Here is a 15,278-nt window from a genome sequence, read left to right as displayed (position 1 = left end):
CGCATTTTCTAATTCTATTTGCTTGAATGCCTGCACCACGGCCAATGAGTGGCCGTCTTGCGCTATACCAAAAAGTCGGGTAACCAATGGATCTGGCAAGTTCCCTGCATCGGATTTAATGCAGGGTCGGGCTGGTATGTAGAGGTCGCGAGCGAAAGCAGGCAGTCTTCTCACGCAGAAAAAACCCGCATGGCTCATCGTCGTTTGCATCCGGCCGCAGGACCGCAGTTCGTTATCACTGGTCACCCGAGCAGCAGTACCGGGCGTTCGTCTGTGTAACGCGCACAGTCAAACCGGTACTCGTCTCAGGACAACGGAGCGTCGTAGATGAGTAACAAGAATAACGATGACCTGCAGCGCCAAGCCTCGGAAAACACCCTGGGTCTGAACCCGGTGATCGGCTTGCGCCGCAAGGATTTGCTGACATCTGCTCGAATGGTCCTGCGTCAGGCCATTCGTCAACCGCTGCACAGTGCCAAGCATGTCGCCCATTTCGGCATGGAGCTGAAAGATGTGATCTTCGGCAAGTCGAGCTTGCAGCCCGAGGGCGACGACCGCCGTTTTCACGACCCGGCCTGGAGCCAGAACCCGCTGTATCGCCGCTACCTGCAGACCTACCTGGCCTGGCGCAAGGAACTGCACGACTGGATCGATACCAGCAACCTCTCCGACCAGGACATCAGCCGCGGCCACTTCGTCATCAACCTGATGACCGAGGCCATGGCGCCGACCAACACCGCAGCCAACCCGGCGGCGGTCAAGCGCTTCTTCGAAACCGGTGGCAAGAGCCTGCTCGACGGCCTGTCGAACCTGGCCAAGGACATGGTCAACAATGGCGGCATGCCCAGCCAGGTGAACATGGACGCCTTCGAGGTCGGCAAGAACCTCGGCACCAGCGAAGGCGCGGTGGTGTTTCGCAATGACGTGCTGGAACTGATCCAGTACCGGCCGATCACCGAGCAGGTGCTGGAAAAGCCGCTGCTGGTGGTGCCGCCGCAGATCAACAAGTTCTACGTCTTCGACCTCAGCCCGGAAAAGAGCCTGGCGCGTTTCTGCCTGCGCTCCAACGTGCAGACCTTCATCGTCAGTTGGCGCAACCCGACCAAGTCCCAGCGCGAATGGGGCCTGTCGACCTACATCGACGCGCTCAAGGAAGCGGTCGACGTGATCCTGGCGATCACCGGCAGCAAGGACCTGAACATGCTCGGCGCCTGCTCCGGCGGTATCACCTGCACTGCGCTGGTGGGGCACTACGCGGCGCTGGGCGAAAAGAAGGTCAACGCCCTGACCCTGCTGGTCAGCGTGCTCGATACCACCCTCGATACCCAGGTGGCGCTGTTCGTCGACGAGCAGACCCTCGAGGCCGCCAAGCGCCATTCCTATCAGGCCGGTGTGCTCGAAGGCCGCGACATGGCCAAGGTATTCGCCTGGATGCGCCCCAACGACCTGATCTGGAACTACTGGGTCAACAACTACCTGCTGGGCAACGAGCCGCCGGTGTTCGACATCCTGTTCTGGAACAACGACACCACGCGCCTGCCGGCCGCCTTCCACGGCGACCTGATCGAAATGTTCAAAAACAATCCACTGCTGCGCCCCGATGCACTGGAAGTGTGCGGTACGCCGATCGACCTCAAGCAGGTGACCACCGACATCTTCAGCGTCGCCGGTACAGCCGATCACATCACGCCGTGGCAGTCATGCTACAAGTCGGCGCAGCTGTTCGGTGGCAAGGTCGAGTTCCTGCTGTCCAACAGCGGCCATATCCAGAGCATCCTCAACCCGCCGGGCAACCCCAAGGCGCGCTACATGACCAACAGTGAAATGCCCGCCAGCGCCCTCGACTGGCAAGAGAACTCGACCAAGCACACCGATTCCTGGTGGCTGTACTGGCACACCTGGCTGGCCGAGCGTTCCGGCAAGCTGAAAAAAGCCCCGGTCAACCTTGGCAACAAGGCCCATGTGGCCGGTGCCGCAGCGCCAGGGACCTACGTTCACGAGCGTTGATAGCGAACACCGCCGCAGCTCGCGAGGGCTGCGGCGTTTATCCAACACAGGGCTTCGCGCATGCCGCAACCGTATATTTTCAGGACCGTCGACCTGGATGGCCAGACCATCCGCACCGCCGTCCGACCCGGCAAGCCGCACTTGACGCCCTTGCTGATCTTCAATGGCATCGGCGCCAACCTGGAGCTGGTGTTCCCGTTCATCCAGGCCCTGGACCCGGACCTTGAGGTAATTGCCTTCGACGTGCCGGGGGTCGGCGGTTCATCGACCCCGCGCCACCCCTACCGTTTTCCGGGCCTGGCCAAGCTTACCGCGCGCATGCTCGACTACCTCGACTATGGCCAGGTCAATGTCATCGGCGTGTCCTGGGGCGGGGCGCTGGCCCAGCAGTTCGCCCATGACTACCCCGAGCGCTGCAAGAAACTGGTGCTGGCTGCCACCGCCGCTGGCGCGGTGATGGTGCCGGGCAAGCCCAAGGTGTTGTGGTTGATGGCCAGCCCCCGGCGCTACGTGCAACCGTCCCATGTGATCCGCATCGCCCCGCAGATCTACGGCGGCGCCTTTCGCCGGGACCCGGACCTGGCCCTGTCGCACGCGGCCAAGGTGCGCTCAGGCGGCAAGCTCGGTTACTACTGGCAACTGTTCGCCGGGCTTGGCTGGACCAGCATTCACTGGCTGCACAAGATCCAGCAGCCGACCCTGGTGCTGGCCGGTGACGATGACCCGTTGATTCCCTTGATCAACATGCGCCTGCTGGCCTGGCGAATTCCCAATGCCCAGCTACACATAATCGACGACGGCCACTTGTTCCTGATCACCCGGGCCGAGGCCGTCGCCCCGATCATCATGAAGTTTCTCCAGCAAGAGCGCCAACGCGCCGTCATGCACCCTCGGCCCGCCCCCAGCAGCTGAGACGCCTGCCACACCCGAGCCCATGGCAGGATGCCAGGCACCCCGGGTGCGCGGCGTGAGGTTGGTGTCGCTCTTGCATTGATGTGTTTGTTGATGGCCTGACGACGGAGTGTTGCCTGATGAAAGACAAACCCGCTAAGGGATCGCCACCGGTCCCCGCCACCTATATGAACGTGCAGAGTGCAATCAGCGGTCTGCGCGGCCGCGACCTGCTCTCGACCTTGCGCAGCGTCAGCCGTCATGGCTTGCGCCATCCGCTGCATACCGCCAAGCACATGCTCGCCCTGGGCGGTCAGCTGGGCAAGGTGCTGCTGGGTGAAACGCCCTACCAGCCCGGCCCTCGCGACAACCGCTTCAAAGACCCCGCCTGGAGCCAGAACCCGCTCTACAGTCGCGGCCTGCAGGCCTACCTGGCGTGGCAGAAGCAGACCCGCCTGTGGATCGACGAAAGCCAGCTGGCGCCGGATGATCGCGCCCGCGCACACTTTCTGTTCACCCTGCTCAACGATGCCGTGGCGCCGAGCAACTCGCTGCTCAACCCGCTGGCGGTCAAGGAGCTGTTCAACTCCGGCGGCCTGAGCCTGGTGCGCGGCATCAACCACCTGCTCGATGATTTGCGCCACAACGACGGTCTGCCGCGCCAGGTCAATCCGCAGGCCTTCGAAGTCGGCCGTAACCTGGCCACCACGCCGGGCTCGGTGGTGTTTCGCAACGAGCTGCTGGAACTGATCCAGTACAAGCCGATGAGCGAAAAACAGTACGCCAGGCCCTTGCTGATCGTGCCGCCGCAGATCAACAAGTTCTACATCTTCGACCTCAGCCCGGCCAACAGCTTCGTCCAGTACATGCTCAAGAACGGCCTGCAGACCTTTATGATCAGCTGGCGCAATCCTGACCCGCGCCACCGTGAGTGGGGCCTGTCGAGTTATGTCGAGGCGCTGGAGGAAGCACTCAACGTGTGCCGGGCGATCACCGGCAGCCGCGAGGTCAACCTCATGGGCGCCTGTGCCGGTGGCCTGACCATGGCGGCGCTGCAAGGCCATTTGCAAGCCAAGCGCCAACTGCGCCGGGTCAGCAGCGCCACCTACCTGGTCAGCCTGCTCGACAGCCAGATCGACAGCCCGGCAAGCCTGTTCGCCGACGAGCAGACCCTCGAAGCGGCCAAGCGCCGTTCCTACCAGCAAGGCGTGCTCGATGGCCGCGAGATCGCCCGGGTGTTCGCCTGGATGCGCCCCAACGACCTGATCTGGAACTACTGGGTCAACAACTACCTGCTGGGCAAGGCGCCACCGGCGTTCGACATCCTTTACTGGAACAACGACAACACCCGCCTGCCGGCGGCGCTGCACGGCGACCTGCTGGACTTCTTCAAGCACAACCCGCTGGCCCGCGCCGCAGGCCTTGAGGTATGCGGCACGCCGATCGACCTGCAGAAGGTCAACGTCGACAGCTTCAGCGTCGCCGGCAGCAACGACCACATCACCCCCTGGGATGCGGTGTACCGCTCGGCGGCACTGCTCGGCGGCGACAAGCGCTTCATCCTTGCCAACAGCGGCCATGTGCAAAGCATCATCAACCCGCCGGGCAACCCCAAGGCGCACTACGTCGACAACCCGCGCCTGAGCAGCGACCCGCGGGCCTGGCTCTACGATGGCAAGCAGGTCGACGGCAGCTGGTGGCCGCAGTGGCTGGAGTGGATTCAGGCACGCTCCGGCGTGCAGCGCGAAACCCTGATGGCCCTCGGCAACCAGAACTACCCTCCCATGGACCCCGCGCCCGGCAGCTACGTGCAGGCGCGCTGAACAAGAAGAACGGATGAAAACCCGCGACCGTATCCTCGAATGTGCCCTGCAACTGTTCAACCGCCAGGGCGAGCCGAATGTCTCGACCCTGGAGATTGCCAACGAAATGGGCATCAGCCCGGGCAACCTCTACTACCACTTCCACGGCAAGGAGCCGCTGGTGCTGGGGTTGTTCGAACGCTTCGAGGACGAGCTCACGCCGCTGCTCGACCCGCCGCTGGAAGTGCGCCTGGATGCTGAGGACTACTGGCTGTTCCTGCACTTGATCGTCGAGCGCATGGCCCAGTACCGGTTTCTGTTCCAGGACCTGTCGAACCTGACCGGGCGCCTGCCCAAGCTGGCCCGCGGCATGCGCAACCTGCTCAACGCGCTCAAGCGCACCCTGGCGGCGCTGCTGGCCAGCCTCAAGGCCCAGGGCCAGGTGCTCAGCGATACGCGGGCGCTGGGGCAACTGGTGGAACAGATCACCCTGACCCTGCTGTTCTCGCTCGATTACCAACGGGTGCTGGCTCGCGAAGGTGAAGTCGGAGTGGTGGTCTACCAGGTGATGATGCTGGTGGCGCCGCACCTGGAGGCGGGGTCGCGGTATGCGGCAGAGCAGCTGGCCTTGAGGTATCTGGATGGCTGACCCTAGGACTGCTTCGCAGCCCGTTCGCCGGCAAGGCCGGCTCCCACAAACCCGGTACAACACCCATAATGAAAACGCCCGGCACAAGGCCGGGCGTAGACTGACAGCCGCCTGAAATCAGGCCTGGCTGGTCGGGCTTGCCGATGGCGACGACGCCGGTGCGACCGCTGCAGCACTGGCTGCTGGCGCCGGGCTTGGCGACGGTGCAGCGCTGGCCGCAGGGGCCGCCGGCTTCGCCGCTGCAGGTTTAGCTGCTGGCTTGGCCGCTGGCTTTTTCACTGCCGGCTTCTTCGCCGCAGCCGGTTTGGCTACTGGCTTGGCTGCTACCGGCTTGGCTGCTGGCTTGGCCGCAGGTTTTGCCGCTGCGGTTTTCGCCGCTGGCTTGGCTGCAGGTTTTGCCGCTGCAGTTTTCGCCGCAGGCTTGGCTGCAGGCTTGGCCGCAGGTTTCGCTGCAGCCTTGGCCAATGGCTTGGCTGCGGTCTTGCTCGCTGCCGGTTTCTTCGAGATAGGCGTAACCGATGCACCGGTCAGCTTCTCGATCTGCTTGGTCAGCGTATCGACCTTCGAGTGCAGCGCCTTGACCTCACTGCGGCTCGGCACGCCAAGGCGCGAGATCGCACTGTTAAGGCGCTTGTCGAAAGCACCTTCGAGCTCGTCCCACTTGCCCAGTGCGCGGTCCTTGACGTCGCTGATGCGCGAGGTCGCCGACTTGGCGGTTGCCTTGGCGGAGTCGACAGAGCCCTTGGCGAGTTTTTCAGCTTTCTCACCCTCCTTGACCAGGTTGTCAAACACCTTGCTGCCATCCTGATCGATCTTGGAGTAGATACCCAAACCAGCCAGCCAGATCTTGCGGGAATACTTCTCGATCCCCCCGACCCAGGAGCTGCCTTCTTTTTCAGTATTCTTCTTGCCAGCCATCCCGCTCTCCTTATTGTTTACGTGCGACACGTTCAAGCAATGCCGTGAGTTCATCGAGCTTGACAGAGAGTGTCTCCACGTCATGTTTAGACGGAATGCCGATGCGATTCAAGGCGCTCGCGACCCGTGTGTCGAAAGCCTTTTCGATTTTGTCGAGTTGAACCTCGACCTTGCCCTTCACGCTGCTCAGTTCGCCCTTCACCGAATCGATCTCGGAGTTGGCGGCATCGACCTTGGCATCGAGCTTTTTCTTGCCGCGTTTTTCTACCGATTCACCGGCCTTGACCAGCTCTTTCAGGTAGTCGGCACCTTCCTGGCCGACCCGGGTGTAAGCCCCGAGGCCTGCCAGCCAGATCTTGCGCGCGTAGCTGCGCACTTCACCCAACGTGCGCTGGGCGTCGTCTTTTTTCTTCAGGATAACTTTGGCCATGCTCTGCACCTCACGCTCTGAACGGAAATGGAGGAACTGCCCAGCGAAGTTGGGCTTGAGCACAAGGTAGGGGGAAAAATTAGAATTGGCACACTAATAAAAGGGGCAGAGACAAGCTTCAAGCTTCAAGCGGCAAGAAAGGCAGCGGTGATCTTGAAACTGTCGTGCCCCTCCCACTCACCGCGAACCACTTGCAGCTTAAAGCTTGCAGCTCCCCCCTTGAGCCGCTAGGCGAGCGCCTTATCCAGCGCCCGCTCGATCTCGCTTTTGATGGTCCCGCTCATCATCGACAGCATCATGCCCAGCTTCAGCTCGACCTTGATGCTGTCCTCGCCAATCTGCACGCTGCCGTTGGCGCCACTGCGCTTGACCTCGACCCTGTCGCCGTTCCAGCTGGCCTTGAGGTCGTATTCGCGGGCCAGCTTGTCGACCAGGGCCTCGGCCTTTTGCCGGGCCGCGTCGCGGCCCAGGCTGTGTTTGCGTTCAACGCTGATCTGGGTCATTCATTCAATCCTGGGTTCGAAGGCATACTTATATTATGCCCGCGCCCCACCTGCGACACACCCCGCCAAGACAAATCCGACCGTACGCCCTAGAATGGCCAGTAATTTTTTCCGGTGAAGCGATATGAACGATCAGCGCAAAGGCGACCACGCCGAACCCACCACCCACTTCGGCTACAAAGACGTGCCGGAAAGCCAGAAGGCCGAGAAAGTCGCCGAGGTGTTCCACTCGGTGGCGGCCAAGTACGACCTGATGAACGATGTGCTCTCCGGCGGCATGCACCGCCTGTGGAAGCGCTTCACCATCGAGCTGTCGGGCGTGCGTCCGGGTAACCGGGTGCTCGACATCGCGGGCGGCACCGGCGACCTGGCGGCCAAGTTCTCGCAACTGGTCGGCCCCACCGGCCAGGTGGTACTGGCCGACATCAACGAGTCGATGCTCAAGGTTGGCCGCGACCGCCTGCTCGACCGCGGCGTGGCCGGCAACATCGAGTTCGTCCAGGCCGACGCTGAAAAGCTGCCGTTCCCGGACAACCATTTCGACTGCGTGACCATCGCCTTCGGCCTGCGCAACGTCACCCACAAGGAAGACGCCATCCGCTCCATGCTGCGGGTGCTCAAGCCCGGCGGCCGCCTGCTGGTGCTGGAATTTTCCAAGCCGACCAACAAGCTGATGTCCAAGGTCTACGATGCCTATTCGTTCGCCTTCATGCCGCTGGCCGGCAAGCTGATCACCAACGACTCGGAAAGCTATCGCTACCTGGCCGAATCGATCCGCATGCACCCTGACCAGGAAACCCTCAAGGCGATGATGGTCGAGGCCGGTTTCGACCGCGTCACCTACCACAACATGACCAGCGGCATCGTCGCGCTGCACCGCGGAATCAAGCCCTGATGCTCCTGGCCGGCCTGCTCGCCAGCGTCGAACACGGCCTCAACCGTGTTTTGCGCCTGGACAGCACAGCGCTGCCGCGCCTGCGCCCGCTCGACGGCAAGGTGATTGCCATCGACTGCCGCCAGCCGGCCCTGCAGCTGTTCATCCTGCCCAGTGACGAAGGCCTGATGCTTGCCACGCACTGGGCCAATGAGGCCGACTGCACCTTGCGCGCGCCGGCCAGCAGCCTGCTGCGCCTGGCCCTCAGCCAGGACAAGAGCGCCGTGTTGCACAGCCCGCAGGTCGAGCTTGAAGGCGACAGTGCGGTGCTGCTCGACCTGGTGGCGGTACTGCAGGACCTGGAGCTCGACTGGGAGTACGAAGTCTCGCGCTGGCTCGGCCCGGTCGCCACGCAACTGCTCAGCGGCCACTTGCGCAGCCGCGCCAACTGGACCCGCCAGGGCCTGGCGGCGCTCAACCAGAACCTTTCCGAGTACCTCGCCGAAGAGGCCCGGACCCTGGTCGGCCAGCGCGAAGCCGAAGCCCGTTTCAGCGAACTCGACACGCTCAAAGTCGATATTGAACGCCTTGAGGCGCGCATCGAGCGCCTTGCCCGATCCCTTGATACCAGCGATAACGCATGAAGCTGCTTGCCGTCCGCCGTCTGTTGCGCATCCAGCGCGTCGTGATCCGTTACCGTCTCGATGACCTGCTGTTCGCCCTGCCCCTGCCCTGGTGGCTGATGGGCCTGCGCTATGCCATGCCCTGGCGCTGGCTACCGCGCAAGGAGCTGCAGCTTAGCCGTGGCGCGCGCCTGCGCCTGGCGCTGCAGGACCTGGGGCCGATCTTCATCAAGTTCGGCCAGTTGCTGTCGACCCGCCGCGACCTGCTGCCCGAAGACATCGCCGACGAGCTGATGCTGCTGCAAGACCGGGTTCCGCCATTCGATCCGCAAAAAGCCATCGCCCTGATCGAAGAACAGCTCGGTGCGAAGATCAGCGAAGTGTTCAGCCGCTTCGACGTCGAGCCGCTGGCTTCGGCGTCGGTAGCCCAGGTCCACGCGGCCAAGCTCAAGAGCGGTGAAGAGGTGGTGGTCAAGGTCGTGCGCCCGGGCCTCAAGCCGATCATTGCCCAGGACCTCGCCTGGCTGTTCCTGATCGCCCGCGGTGCCGAACGGGTTTCGGCCGATGCGCGCCTGCTGCACCCGGTGGAAGTGGTCAACGACTACGAAAAGACCATCTACGACGAACTCGACCTGTTGCGCGAGGCGGCCAACGCCAGCCAGCTCAAGCGCAACTTCGAAGGCTCGGAGATGATGTACGTGCCCCAGGTCTACTGGGACTGGTGCCGGCCGAAAGTGCTGGTGATGGAGCGCATCTACGGTATTCAGGTCACTGACCTTGCGACCCTGGCCGACCAGCGCACCGACATGAAGATGCTCGCCGAGCGCGGCGTGGAGATCTTCTTCACCCAGGTGTTTCGTGACAGCTTCTTCCACGCCGACATGCACCCTGGCAACATCTTCGTCAGCACGGTCAAGCCGTGGAGCCCGCAGTACATTGCCATCGACTGCGGCATCGTCGGCAGCCTGACCCCCGAGGACCAGGACTACCTGGCGCGCAACCTGTTTGCCTTCTTCAAGCGCGACTACCGCCGTGTGGCGCAGTTGCACATCGATTCGGGCTGGGTACCGGCGCAGACCAAGCTCAACGAATTCGAAGCGGCGATCCGCACCGTGTGCGAGCCGATCTTCGAAAAACCGTTAAAGGATATTTCCTTCGGCCAGGTGCTGATGCGTCTGTTCCAGACCGCGCGGCGCTTCAACATGGAAGTCCAGCCGCAGCTGGTGCTGCTGCAGAAAACCCTGCTCAACATCGAAGGCCTGGGCCGCCAGCTGTACCCCGACCTCGACCTGTGGAGCACCGCCCAGCCGTTCCTCGAACGTTGGATGCGCGAGCGCGTCAGCCCCAAGACCCTGCTGCAGAACCTGCATGGCCAGGTCGAGCAGATCCCGCACCTGGCCGGCATGACCCGCGACCTGCTCGAACGCATGTCGCAACCGCACCTGGCCGACCCGCCAGCGCCCTGGCAGCACAAGAGCGATCACTGGGCCCTGCGCCTGCTCGGTGCCGGCCTGCTTGGCGGCGGCGCCACTCTGGCAGCCGGCGCGGTGAGCCTCAGCGCCCCTGCTGCCTGGCCGGCCTGGCTGATGCTGGCCGCCGGCCTCTACCTGATCGTGCGTCGATAGCCAGCCGGGCCGCTGGCTGGCACACTAGCGCAAGGGTTCGGCGAAGGATCGAACCCGGTTTTGGAGTCGAAGATGAAAGACTGGCTGGACGAGATCAACTGGAACAGCGATGGCCTGGTACCGGCTATCGCCCAGGACCACAAGACCGGGCGCGTGCTGATGATGGCCTGGATGAACCGCGAATCGCTGGCGCTGACCGCCGCTGAGCAGCGGGCCATCTACTGGTCACGTTCGCGTGGCAAACTGTGGCGCAAGGGCGAAGAGTCCGGCCACGTGCAAAAACTGCACGAAATGCGCCTGGACTGCGACGCCGACGTGATCATCCTGATGGTTGAGCAACTGGGTCATATCGCCTGCCATACCGGCCGCGAAAGCTGCTTCTACCGGGTCTTCGAGCACGGTGAGTGGAAAACCGTCGACCCCGTCCTCAAGGACCCGAATGCCATCTACAGCGCAGGACACTGACATGAGCGACACCCTGACCCGCCTGGCCGAAGTGCTGGAAGCGCGCAAAGGCGCCGAGCCCGACAGCTCGTACGTGGCCAGCCTGTATCACAAGGGCCTGAACAAGATTCTGGAAAAGCTCGGCGAAGAGTCGGTCGAGACCATCATCGCCGCCAAGGACGCCGCCCACAGTGGCGACTGCAGCGATGTCATCTACGAGACCGCCGATCTGTGGTTCCATAGCCTGGTCATGCTCGCCCAACTGGGCCAGCACCCGCAGGCGGTGCTGGACGAACTGGACCGCCGCTTCGGCCTGTCCGGGCACGCCGAGAAAGCAGCGCGTCAGCCGTCGGCCTAACTGAATTATTTCGAGGGATTGCACCATGGGTATTTTTGACTGGAAACACTGGATCGTCCTGCTGGTGGTGGTGGTACTGGTGTTCGGTACCAAGAAGCTGAAGAACTTCGGCAGCGACCTGGGCGAGTCGATCAAGGGCTTCAAGAAAGCCATGAACGAAGAAGAGTCCAAGCCGGCCGAGCAGACGCCACCGCCAGTGCAACCGGTCCAGCCCCAGGCCGCTTCGCCGCTGAACCAGCCGCAGACCATCGACGGCCAGGCCCACAAGGTCGAAGAGCCGATCAGGAAAGATTGATCAATGTTCGGGATCAGCTTCAGCGAACTGTTGCTCGTGGGCCTGGTGGCCCTGCTGGTGCTCGGCCCCGAGCGCCTGCCGGGTGCCGCGCGCACCGCCGGGCTGTGGATCGGCCGGCTCAAGCGCAGCTTCAATGCGATCAAGCAGGAGGTCGAGCGCGAAATCGGCGCCGATGACATCCGTCGTCAGTTGCACAACGAGCACATCCTCTCCATGGAGCAGGAAGCGCGCAAGATCCTCAACCCCAACAGCGTCACGCCCGAGCCGCCGGCAACCCCGGTCAGCAGCGAACCCACGCCGCCAGCCACCAGCGCGCCCACCGAACCGACACAGCCACCGCGAGCCCCATGAGCGATATTCCGGAAAACGACCAGCCGATGCCGCTGGTTTCGCACCTCACCGAGTTGCGTACACGCCTGCTGCGCTGCGTCGCGGCCATCTTCCTGATCTTCGCCGGGCTGTTTTCCTTCGCGCAGCAGATCTACACCCTGGTCTCGGCGCCATTGCGCGCGCACTTGCCGGCCAACGCGACGATGATCGCCACCGACGTCGCCTCGCCGTTCCTGACGCCGTTCAAGCTGACCATGATCGTTTCGCTGTTCCTGGCCATTCCGCTGATCCTGCAGCAGATCTGGGGCTTCATCGCGCCGGGCCTGTACCGCCATGAAAAGCGCATCGCCATTCCGTTGCTGGTGTCGAGCATCATCCTGTTCTACGCCGGCATGGCCTTCGCCTATTTCCTGGTGTTCCCGCTGATCTTCGGCTTCTTCGCCAGCGCCACCCCGGAAGGGGTGTCGATGATGACGGACATTTCCAGCTACCTGGATTTCGTCATGACCCTGTTCTTCGCCTTCGGCGTGGCCTTCGAGATCCCGGTGGCCGTAGTGCTGCTGGTGTGGATCGGCGTGGTCGACGTGAAGTACCTGAGAAAGATCCGCCCGTACGTGATCATCGGCTGCTTCGTGGTCGGCATGATCCTCACCCCGCCGGACATCTTCTCGCAGACCCTGCTGGCGGTGCCGATGTGGCTGCTGTTCGAGATCGGCGTGCTGTTTGGCGGGCTGATCCGCAAGCGCAGCGAGCACCCGCAAGACGCTGCCGACGACCATAACGACCAACCGCCAGCGACCCAGCCGTGAACCTGCTGTTACTCGAAGAAGCCGATTTCATCGCGGCCGACCGTGTGGTGCTGGCTGACCGGCGCTTCACCCACATGCAGGAAATCCACCGTGTGGCAGTGGGCGACAGCCTGCGGGTCGGGCGTATCGGCGGGCTGATGGGCCAGGCCGAAGTCCTGCGCCTGGAAGGCCATGAAGCAGAACTCAAGGTCAGTTTCGACCAGCCGCCTCCGGCCAAACTGCCGCTGACCCTGGTGCTGGCGCTGCCACGGCCGAAGATGCTCCGCCGGGTGTTCCAGACCGTTGCCACCATGGGCGTGCCGAAGGTCATCCTGGTCAACAGCTACCGGGTCGAAAAGAGCTTCTGGCAAACACCGTTCCTCGAACCCGAGGCGATCCGCGAACAGCTGATCCTCGGCCTTGAGCAGACCCGCGACACGGTGCTGCCCGAGGTCATCATCGAGAAGCGCTTCAAGCCGTTTGTCGAAGACCGCCTGCCAGCCATCAGCGAGGGCACCCTCGGCCTGGTTGGCCATCCTGGCCAGTACCCGCCGTGCCCACGCGGGTTGAACGAGCCCGTTACCCTAGCCATCGGCCCGGAAGGCGGCTGGATTCCCTACGAGATTGACCTGCTGGGCAAGGCTGGCCTTGCCCCGGTACAGCTTGGCGAACGCATCCTGCGCGTCGAGACCGCGGTCACCGCGCTATTGGCACGCTTGTTCTGACTTCAGTTTTGCCGCTCCAGGCCGATGCATTGGCACCAGAACAATAATCGCCTCTGCCGATCGCAATGGAGTCCCACCATGTACCGTTGGTTAGCCCAGCACCTGGGTAACGTGAGCGTCAATCTCAAACTCGGCATCGGCTTCGGCCTGGTCCTGTTGCTGACCCTGGCCATTACCCTGACCGGCTGGCAGGGCCTGAACGGCATTACCGAGCGTGGCGACACCCTGGGCGGCATCTCCCAGGTGCACCAGGCCACCCTGGAGCTGCGCATTGCCCGCCAGGGCTTCCAGCTCAAGGGCGACGAGGCTGCAGCGCAGGGTCTGAGCAACGCCCTGGCGGCGCTTGAGCGCCAGCTGCAAGCGGTCGACCAACGTATTGTCCTGCCCGAGAACCGCCGCCGTATCGAGCAGCAGCACGACGCCGTGCGCCAGTACCACCAGGCCCTGACCAGTGCCGACAAAGCCGCCCAGCAGCGCGAAGCCGCTCGCGCCGTGCTCGGCAGCAGCGCCGACGAGGCCGCAGCGCTGATCGCCCAGGTCGAGCAACAACTGCTCGGCGGTAGCGACCTGAACCTGTTCAACAGCGTGGTCGGCGCCAGCAAGCTGCTGCAACAGGCGCGCTTCCAGGTGCGTGGCTATACCTACAGCGGCAAGCCCGAGTTCCAGCAAACCGCGCTTGAAGCCATCGACCAGGCCACCTCGCAGCTCAAGACCCTGGCCGAAGTGCTGCCGGCCAGTTACACCAGCAACTTCAACCAGGCCGCCCGCGCCCTGGGCAACTACCGTGGCGCGGTGGTCGAGTTCGGCAATGCGCAAAGCGCCTCCGAGCAGGCCGCGCAGCACATGATCGTGCTCGGCCAGAGCCTGATCGAGCAAAGCCAGCAACTGACCACCACCCTCACCGGCCTGCGCGATGCCGAGTCGCAGCATGCCAAGTCGATGCTGGCCCTGGCCACCGTGCTGGCCCTGTTGTTCGGCCTGCTGGCCGCCTGGGCGATTACCCGGCAGATCGTCATCCCCCTGCGCCAGACCCTCAACGCCGCCGACCGCGTCGCCAGTGGCGACCTGCGCCACGACCTCAAGGTCGATCGCCGTGACGAGCTGGGCCAATTACAGCGCAGCATGCAGCGCATGACTGTGAGCCTGCGCGAACTGATCGGTGGCATCGGCGACGGCGTCACCCAGATTGCCAGCGCCGCCGAAGAGCTGTCGGCAGTCACCGAGCAGACCAGCGCCGGGGTCAACAATCAAAAGGTCGAGACCGACCAGGTCGCCACCGCCATGAACGAAATGGCCGCCACTGTGCAGGAAGTCGCGCGCAACGCCGAGGAAGCCTCCGAGGCGGCGGTGATGGCCGACCAGCAGGCCCGCGAAGGCGATCGGGTGGTCGGCGAAGCCATCGCCCAGATCGAGCGCCTGGCCAGCGAGGTCAACCACTCCAGCGAAGCCATGGGCCAGCTCAAGGCCGAAAGCGACAAGATCGGCAGTGTGCTCGATGTGATCAAGTCGGTGGCCCAGCAGACCAACCTGCTGGCCCTCAACGCCGCCATCGAAGCTGCCCGCGCCGGTGAAGCCGGGCGTGGCTTTGCCGTGGTCGCCGATGAAGTGCGCAGCCTGGCCCAGCGCACCCAGCAGTCCACCGAAGAGATCGAACAGCTGATCGCCGGCCTGCAAAACGGCACCCAGCAGGTTGCCACGGTCATGGACGCCAGCCGCGGCCTGACCGACAGCAGCGTCGAGCTGACCCGCCGCGCCGGCACCTCGCTGGAAACCATCACCCGCACCGTGTCGTCGATCCAGGCGATGAACCAGCAGATCGCCGCTGCTGCCGAGCAGCAGAGCGCGGTGGCCGAAGAGATCAACCGGAGCGTGATGAATGTGCGCGACGTGTCGGACCAGACCTCGGCCGCCAGTGAAGAGACCGCGGCGTCTAGCGTCGAGCTGGCGCGGTTGGGGACGCATCTGCAGACGCTGGTCGGCAAGTTCCAGCTGTAGAAAGCATCGCGGGTCAAGCCC

Annotated in this window: 17 protein-coding genes and 1 pseudogene; 15 read left to right on the top strand and 3 right to left on the bottom strand. The window is 63.5% G+C overall.

The features are described 5' to 3' along the window. Window positions 1-327: 327 nt before the first annotated feature. The 4 genes from phaC (LOY34_RS01895) to LOY34_RS01880 all read left to right on the top strand — a co-directional run bounded on the left by phaC (LOY34_RS01895) (window position 328) and on the right by LOY34_RS01880 (window position 5,349). On the top strand, window positions 328-2,007 hold the full coding sequence (gene phaC, locus LOY34_RS01895; RefSeq protein ID WP_195885504.1) for a class II poly(R)-hydroxyalkanoic acid synthase: 1,680 nt from the start codon (window positions 328-330) through the stop codon (window positions 2,005-2,007). A 60-nt stretch (window positions 2,008-2,067) separates the two neighbouring features. After that, window positions 2,068-2,919 (top strand): poly(3-hydroxyalkanoate) depolymerase, encoded by an 852-nt coding sequence (phaZ, locus tag LOY34_RS01890; protein ID WP_045193860.1) that lies wholly within the window; start codon window positions 2,068-2,070, stop codon window positions 2,917-2,919. 119 nt (window positions 2,920-3,038) lie between these two features. Beyond that, window positions 3,039-4,721 carry a class II poly(R)-hydroxyalkanoic acid synthase gene (phaC, locus tag LOY34_RS01885; protein WP_045193862.1) on the top strand — a complete coding sequence of 561 codons (1,683 nt, stop codon included), beginning with the start codon at window positions 3,039-3,041 and terminating at the stop codon, window positions 4,719-4,721. A gap of 13 nt (window positions 4,722-4,734) precedes the next feature. Continuing rightward, window positions 4,735-5,349, top strand: a complete 615-nt coding sequence (locus LOY34_RS01880; protein ID WP_045193863.1) for a TetR/AcrR family transcriptional regulator — start codon at window positions 4,735-4,737, stop codon at window positions 5,347-5,349. A gap of 117 nt (window positions 5,350-5,466) precedes the next feature. On the opposite strand, the gene LOY34_RS01875 is transcribed toward LOY34_RS01880, so the two are convergent. From LOY34_RS01875 to LOY34_RS01865, 3 genes are all read right to left on the bottom strand, one after another. Beyond that, window positions 5,467-6,267: a phasin family protein gene (locus LOY34_RS01875; protein WP_195885503.1), complete on the bottom strand. Its 801-nt coding sequence runs from the start codon at window positions 6,265-6,267 to the stop codon at window positions 5,467-5,469. Between the two features lie 10 nt (window positions 6,268-6,277). Then, on the bottom strand, window positions 6,278-6,697 hold the full coding sequence (locus LOY34_RS01870) for a phasin family protein (RefSeq protein WP_045193865.1): 420 nt from the start codon (window positions 6,695-6,697) through the stop codon (window positions 6,278-6,280). A gap of 227 nt (window positions 6,698-6,924) precedes the next feature. Continuing rightward, entirely contained in the window at window positions 6,925-7,200 is a 276-nt protein-coding gene (locus tag LOY34_RS01865) for a polyhydroxyalkanoic acid system family protein (RefSeq protein ID WP_045193867.1), read from the bottom strand. Between the two features lie 124 nt (window positions 7,201-7,324). On the opposite strand from LOY34_RS01865, the gene ubiE reads away from it, so the two are divergent. The 11 genes and pseudogenes from ubiE to LOY34_RS27395 all read left to right on the top strand — a co-directional run bounded on the left by ubiE (window position 7,325) and on the right by LOY34_RS27395 (window position 15,257). Then, on the top strand, window positions 7,325-8,095 hold the full coding sequence (gene ubiE / locus LOY34_RS01860; RefSeq protein WP_045193869.1) for a bifunctional demethylmenaquinone methyltransferase/2-methoxy-6-polyprenyl-1,4-benzoquinol methylase UbiE: 771 nt from the start codon (window positions 7,325-7,327) through the stop codon (window positions 8,093-8,095). Then, window positions 8,095-8,718: an SCP2 domain-containing protein gene (locus tag LOY34_RS01855; RefSeq protein ID WP_123564872.1), complete on the top strand. Its 624-nt coding sequence runs from the start codon at window positions 8,095-8,097 to the stop codon at window positions 8,716-8,718. Before ubiE ends, LOY34_RS01855 begins: the two co-directional genes overlap by 1 nt. Then, window positions 8,715-10,322 carry a ubiquinone biosynthesis regulatory protein kinase UbiB gene (gene ubiB / locus LOY34_RS01850; RefSeq protein ID WP_045193871.1) on the top strand — a complete coding sequence of 536 codons (1,608 nt, stop codon included), beginning with the start codon at window positions 8,715-8,717 and terminating at the stop codon, window positions 10,320-10,322. The genes LOY34_RS01855 and ubiB overlap by 4 nt, the downstream gene beginning before the upstream one ends. Before the next feature lie 72 nt (window positions 10,323-10,394). Then, the gene (gene hisI / locus LOY34_RS01845; protein WP_038997556.1) at window positions 10,395-10,787 is read left to right on the top strand and encodes a phosphoribosyl-AMP cyclohydrolase; all 393 of its coding nucleotides are present in this window, start codon (window positions 10,395-10,397) and stop codon (window positions 10,785-10,787) included. A gap of 1 nt (window position 10,788) precedes the next feature. Further along, entirely contained in the window at window positions 10,789-11,124 is a 336-nt protein-coding gene (locus tag LOY34_RS01840; protein ID WP_010222337.1) for a phosphoribosyl-ATP diphosphatase, read from the top strand. 25 nt (window positions 11,125-11,149) lie between these two features. Next, on the top strand, window positions 11,150-11,419 hold the full coding sequence (locus LOY34_RS01835) for a twin-arginine translocase TatA/TatE family subunit (RefSeq protein ID WP_045193875.1): 270 nt from the start codon (window positions 11,150-11,152) through the stop codon (window positions 11,417-11,419). A 3-nt stretch (window positions 11,420-11,422) separates the two neighbouring features. Beyond that, the gene (gene tatB / locus LOY34_RS01830; RefSeq protein ID WP_195885502.1) at window positions 11,423-11,770 is read left to right on the top strand and encodes a Sec-independent protein translocase protein TatB; all 348 of its coding nucleotides are present in this window, start codon (window positions 11,423-11,425) and stop codon (window positions 11,768-11,770) included. Continuing rightward, on the top strand, window positions 11,767-12,558 hold the full coding sequence (tatC, locus tag LOY34_RS01825) for a twin-arginine translocase subunit TatC (RefSeq protein WP_045193879.1): 792 nt from the start codon (window positions 11,767-11,769) through the stop codon (window positions 12,556-12,558). The genes tatB and tatC overlap by 4 nt, the downstream gene beginning before the upstream one ends. Beyond that, the gene (locus LOY34_RS01820; protein ID WP_093376985.1) at window positions 12,555-13,262 is read left to right on the top strand and encodes a 16S rRNA (uracil(1498)-N(3))-methyltransferase; all 708 of its coding nucleotides are present in this window, start codon (window positions 12,555-12,557) and stop codon (window positions 13,260-13,262) included. Before tatC ends, LOY34_RS01820 begins: the two co-directional genes overlap by 4 nt. A 24-nt stretch (window positions 13,263-13,286) precedes the next feature. After that, a pseudogene (locus LOY34_RS27400) lies at window positions 13,287-14,402 on the top strand (methyl-accepting chemotaxis protein); the annotation flags it as partial. Continuing rightward, window positions 14,385-15,257, top strand: coding sequence for a methyl-accepting chemotaxis protein (locus LOY34_RS27395; protein WP_374045263.1), 873 nt, complete (start codon window positions 14,385-14,387; stop codon window positions 15,255-15,257). The pseudogene LOY34_RS27400 and the gene LOY34_RS27395, both read left to right, overlap by 18 nt. Window positions 15,258-15,278 lie beyond the last annotated feature (21 nt).

The organism is Pseudomonas sp. B21-009 (assembly GCF_024749345.1).
Taxonomy (GTDB): domain Bacteria; phylum Pseudomonadota; class Gammaproteobacteria; order Pseudomonadales; family Pseudomonadaceae; genus Aquipseudomonas.
This window is presented reverse-complemented; position numbering and strand designations above follow the sequence as displayed.

Bases quoted from the DNA above. Each gene is read 5' to 3' on its own strand.
- LOY34_RS01875 (WP_195885503.1), bottom strand. From the start codon at position 6,267: ATGGCTGGCAAGAAGAATACTGAAAAAGAAGGCAGCTCCTGGGTCGGG.
- LOY34_RS01835 (WP_045193875.1), top strand. From the start codon at position 11,150: ATGGGTATTTTTGACTGGAAACACTGGATCGTCCTGCTGGTGGTGGTG.
- LOY34_RS01855 (WP_123564872.1), top strand. From the start codon at position 8,095: ATGCTCCTGGCCGGCCTGCTCGCCAGCGTCGAACACGGCCTCAACCGT.
- phaZ (WP_045193860.1), top strand. From the start codon at position 2,068: ATGCCGCAACCGTATATTTTCAGGACCGTCGACCTGGATGGCCAGACC.
- LOY34_RS01840 (WP_010222337.1), top strand. From the start codon at position 10,789: ATGAGCGACACCCTGACCCGCCTGGCCGAAGTGCTGGAAGCGCGCAAA.
- LOY34_RS01870 (WP_045193865.1), bottom strand. From the start codon at position 6,697: ATGGCCAAAGTTATCCTGAAGAAAAAAGACGACGCCCAGCGCACGTTG.
- LOY34_RS27395 (WP_374045263.1), top strand. From the start codon at position 14,385: ATGCAGCGCATGACTGTGAGCCTGCGCGAACTGATCGGTGGCATCGGC.
- ubiB (WP_045193871.1), top strand. From the start codon at position 8,715: ATGAAGCTGCTTGCCGTCCGCCGTCTGTTGCGCATCCAGCGCGTCGTG.
- hisI (WP_038997556.1), top strand. From the start codon at position 10,395: ATGAAAGACTGGCTGGACGAGATCAACTGGAACAGCGATGGCCTGGTA.
- LOY34_RS01865 (WP_045193867.1), bottom strand. From the start codon at position 7,200: ATGACCCAGATCAGCGTTGAACGCAAACACAGCCTGGGCCGCGACGCG.
- tatC (WP_045193879.1), top strand. From the start codon at position 11,767: ATGAGCGATATTCCGGAAAACGACCAGCCGATGCCGCTGGTTTCGCAC.
- phaC (WP_195885504.1), top strand. From the start codon at position 328: ATGAGTAACAAGAATAACGATGACCTGCAGCGCCAAGCCTCGGAAAAC.
- phaC (WP_045193862.1), top strand. From the start codon at position 3,039: ATGAAAGACAAACCCGCTAAGGGATCGCCACCGGTCCCCGCCACCTAT.
- ubiE (WP_045193869.1), top strand. From the start codon at position 7,325: ATGAACGATCAGCGCAAAGGCGACCACGCCGAACCCACCACCCACTTC.
- tatB (WP_195885502.1), top strand. From the start codon at position 11,423: ATGTTCGGGATCAGCTTCAGCGAACTGTTGCTCGTGGGCCTGGTGGCC.
- LOY34_RS01880 (WP_045193863.1), top strand. From the start codon at position 4,735: ATGAAAACCCGCGACCGTATCCTCGAATGTGCCCTGCAACTGTTCAAC.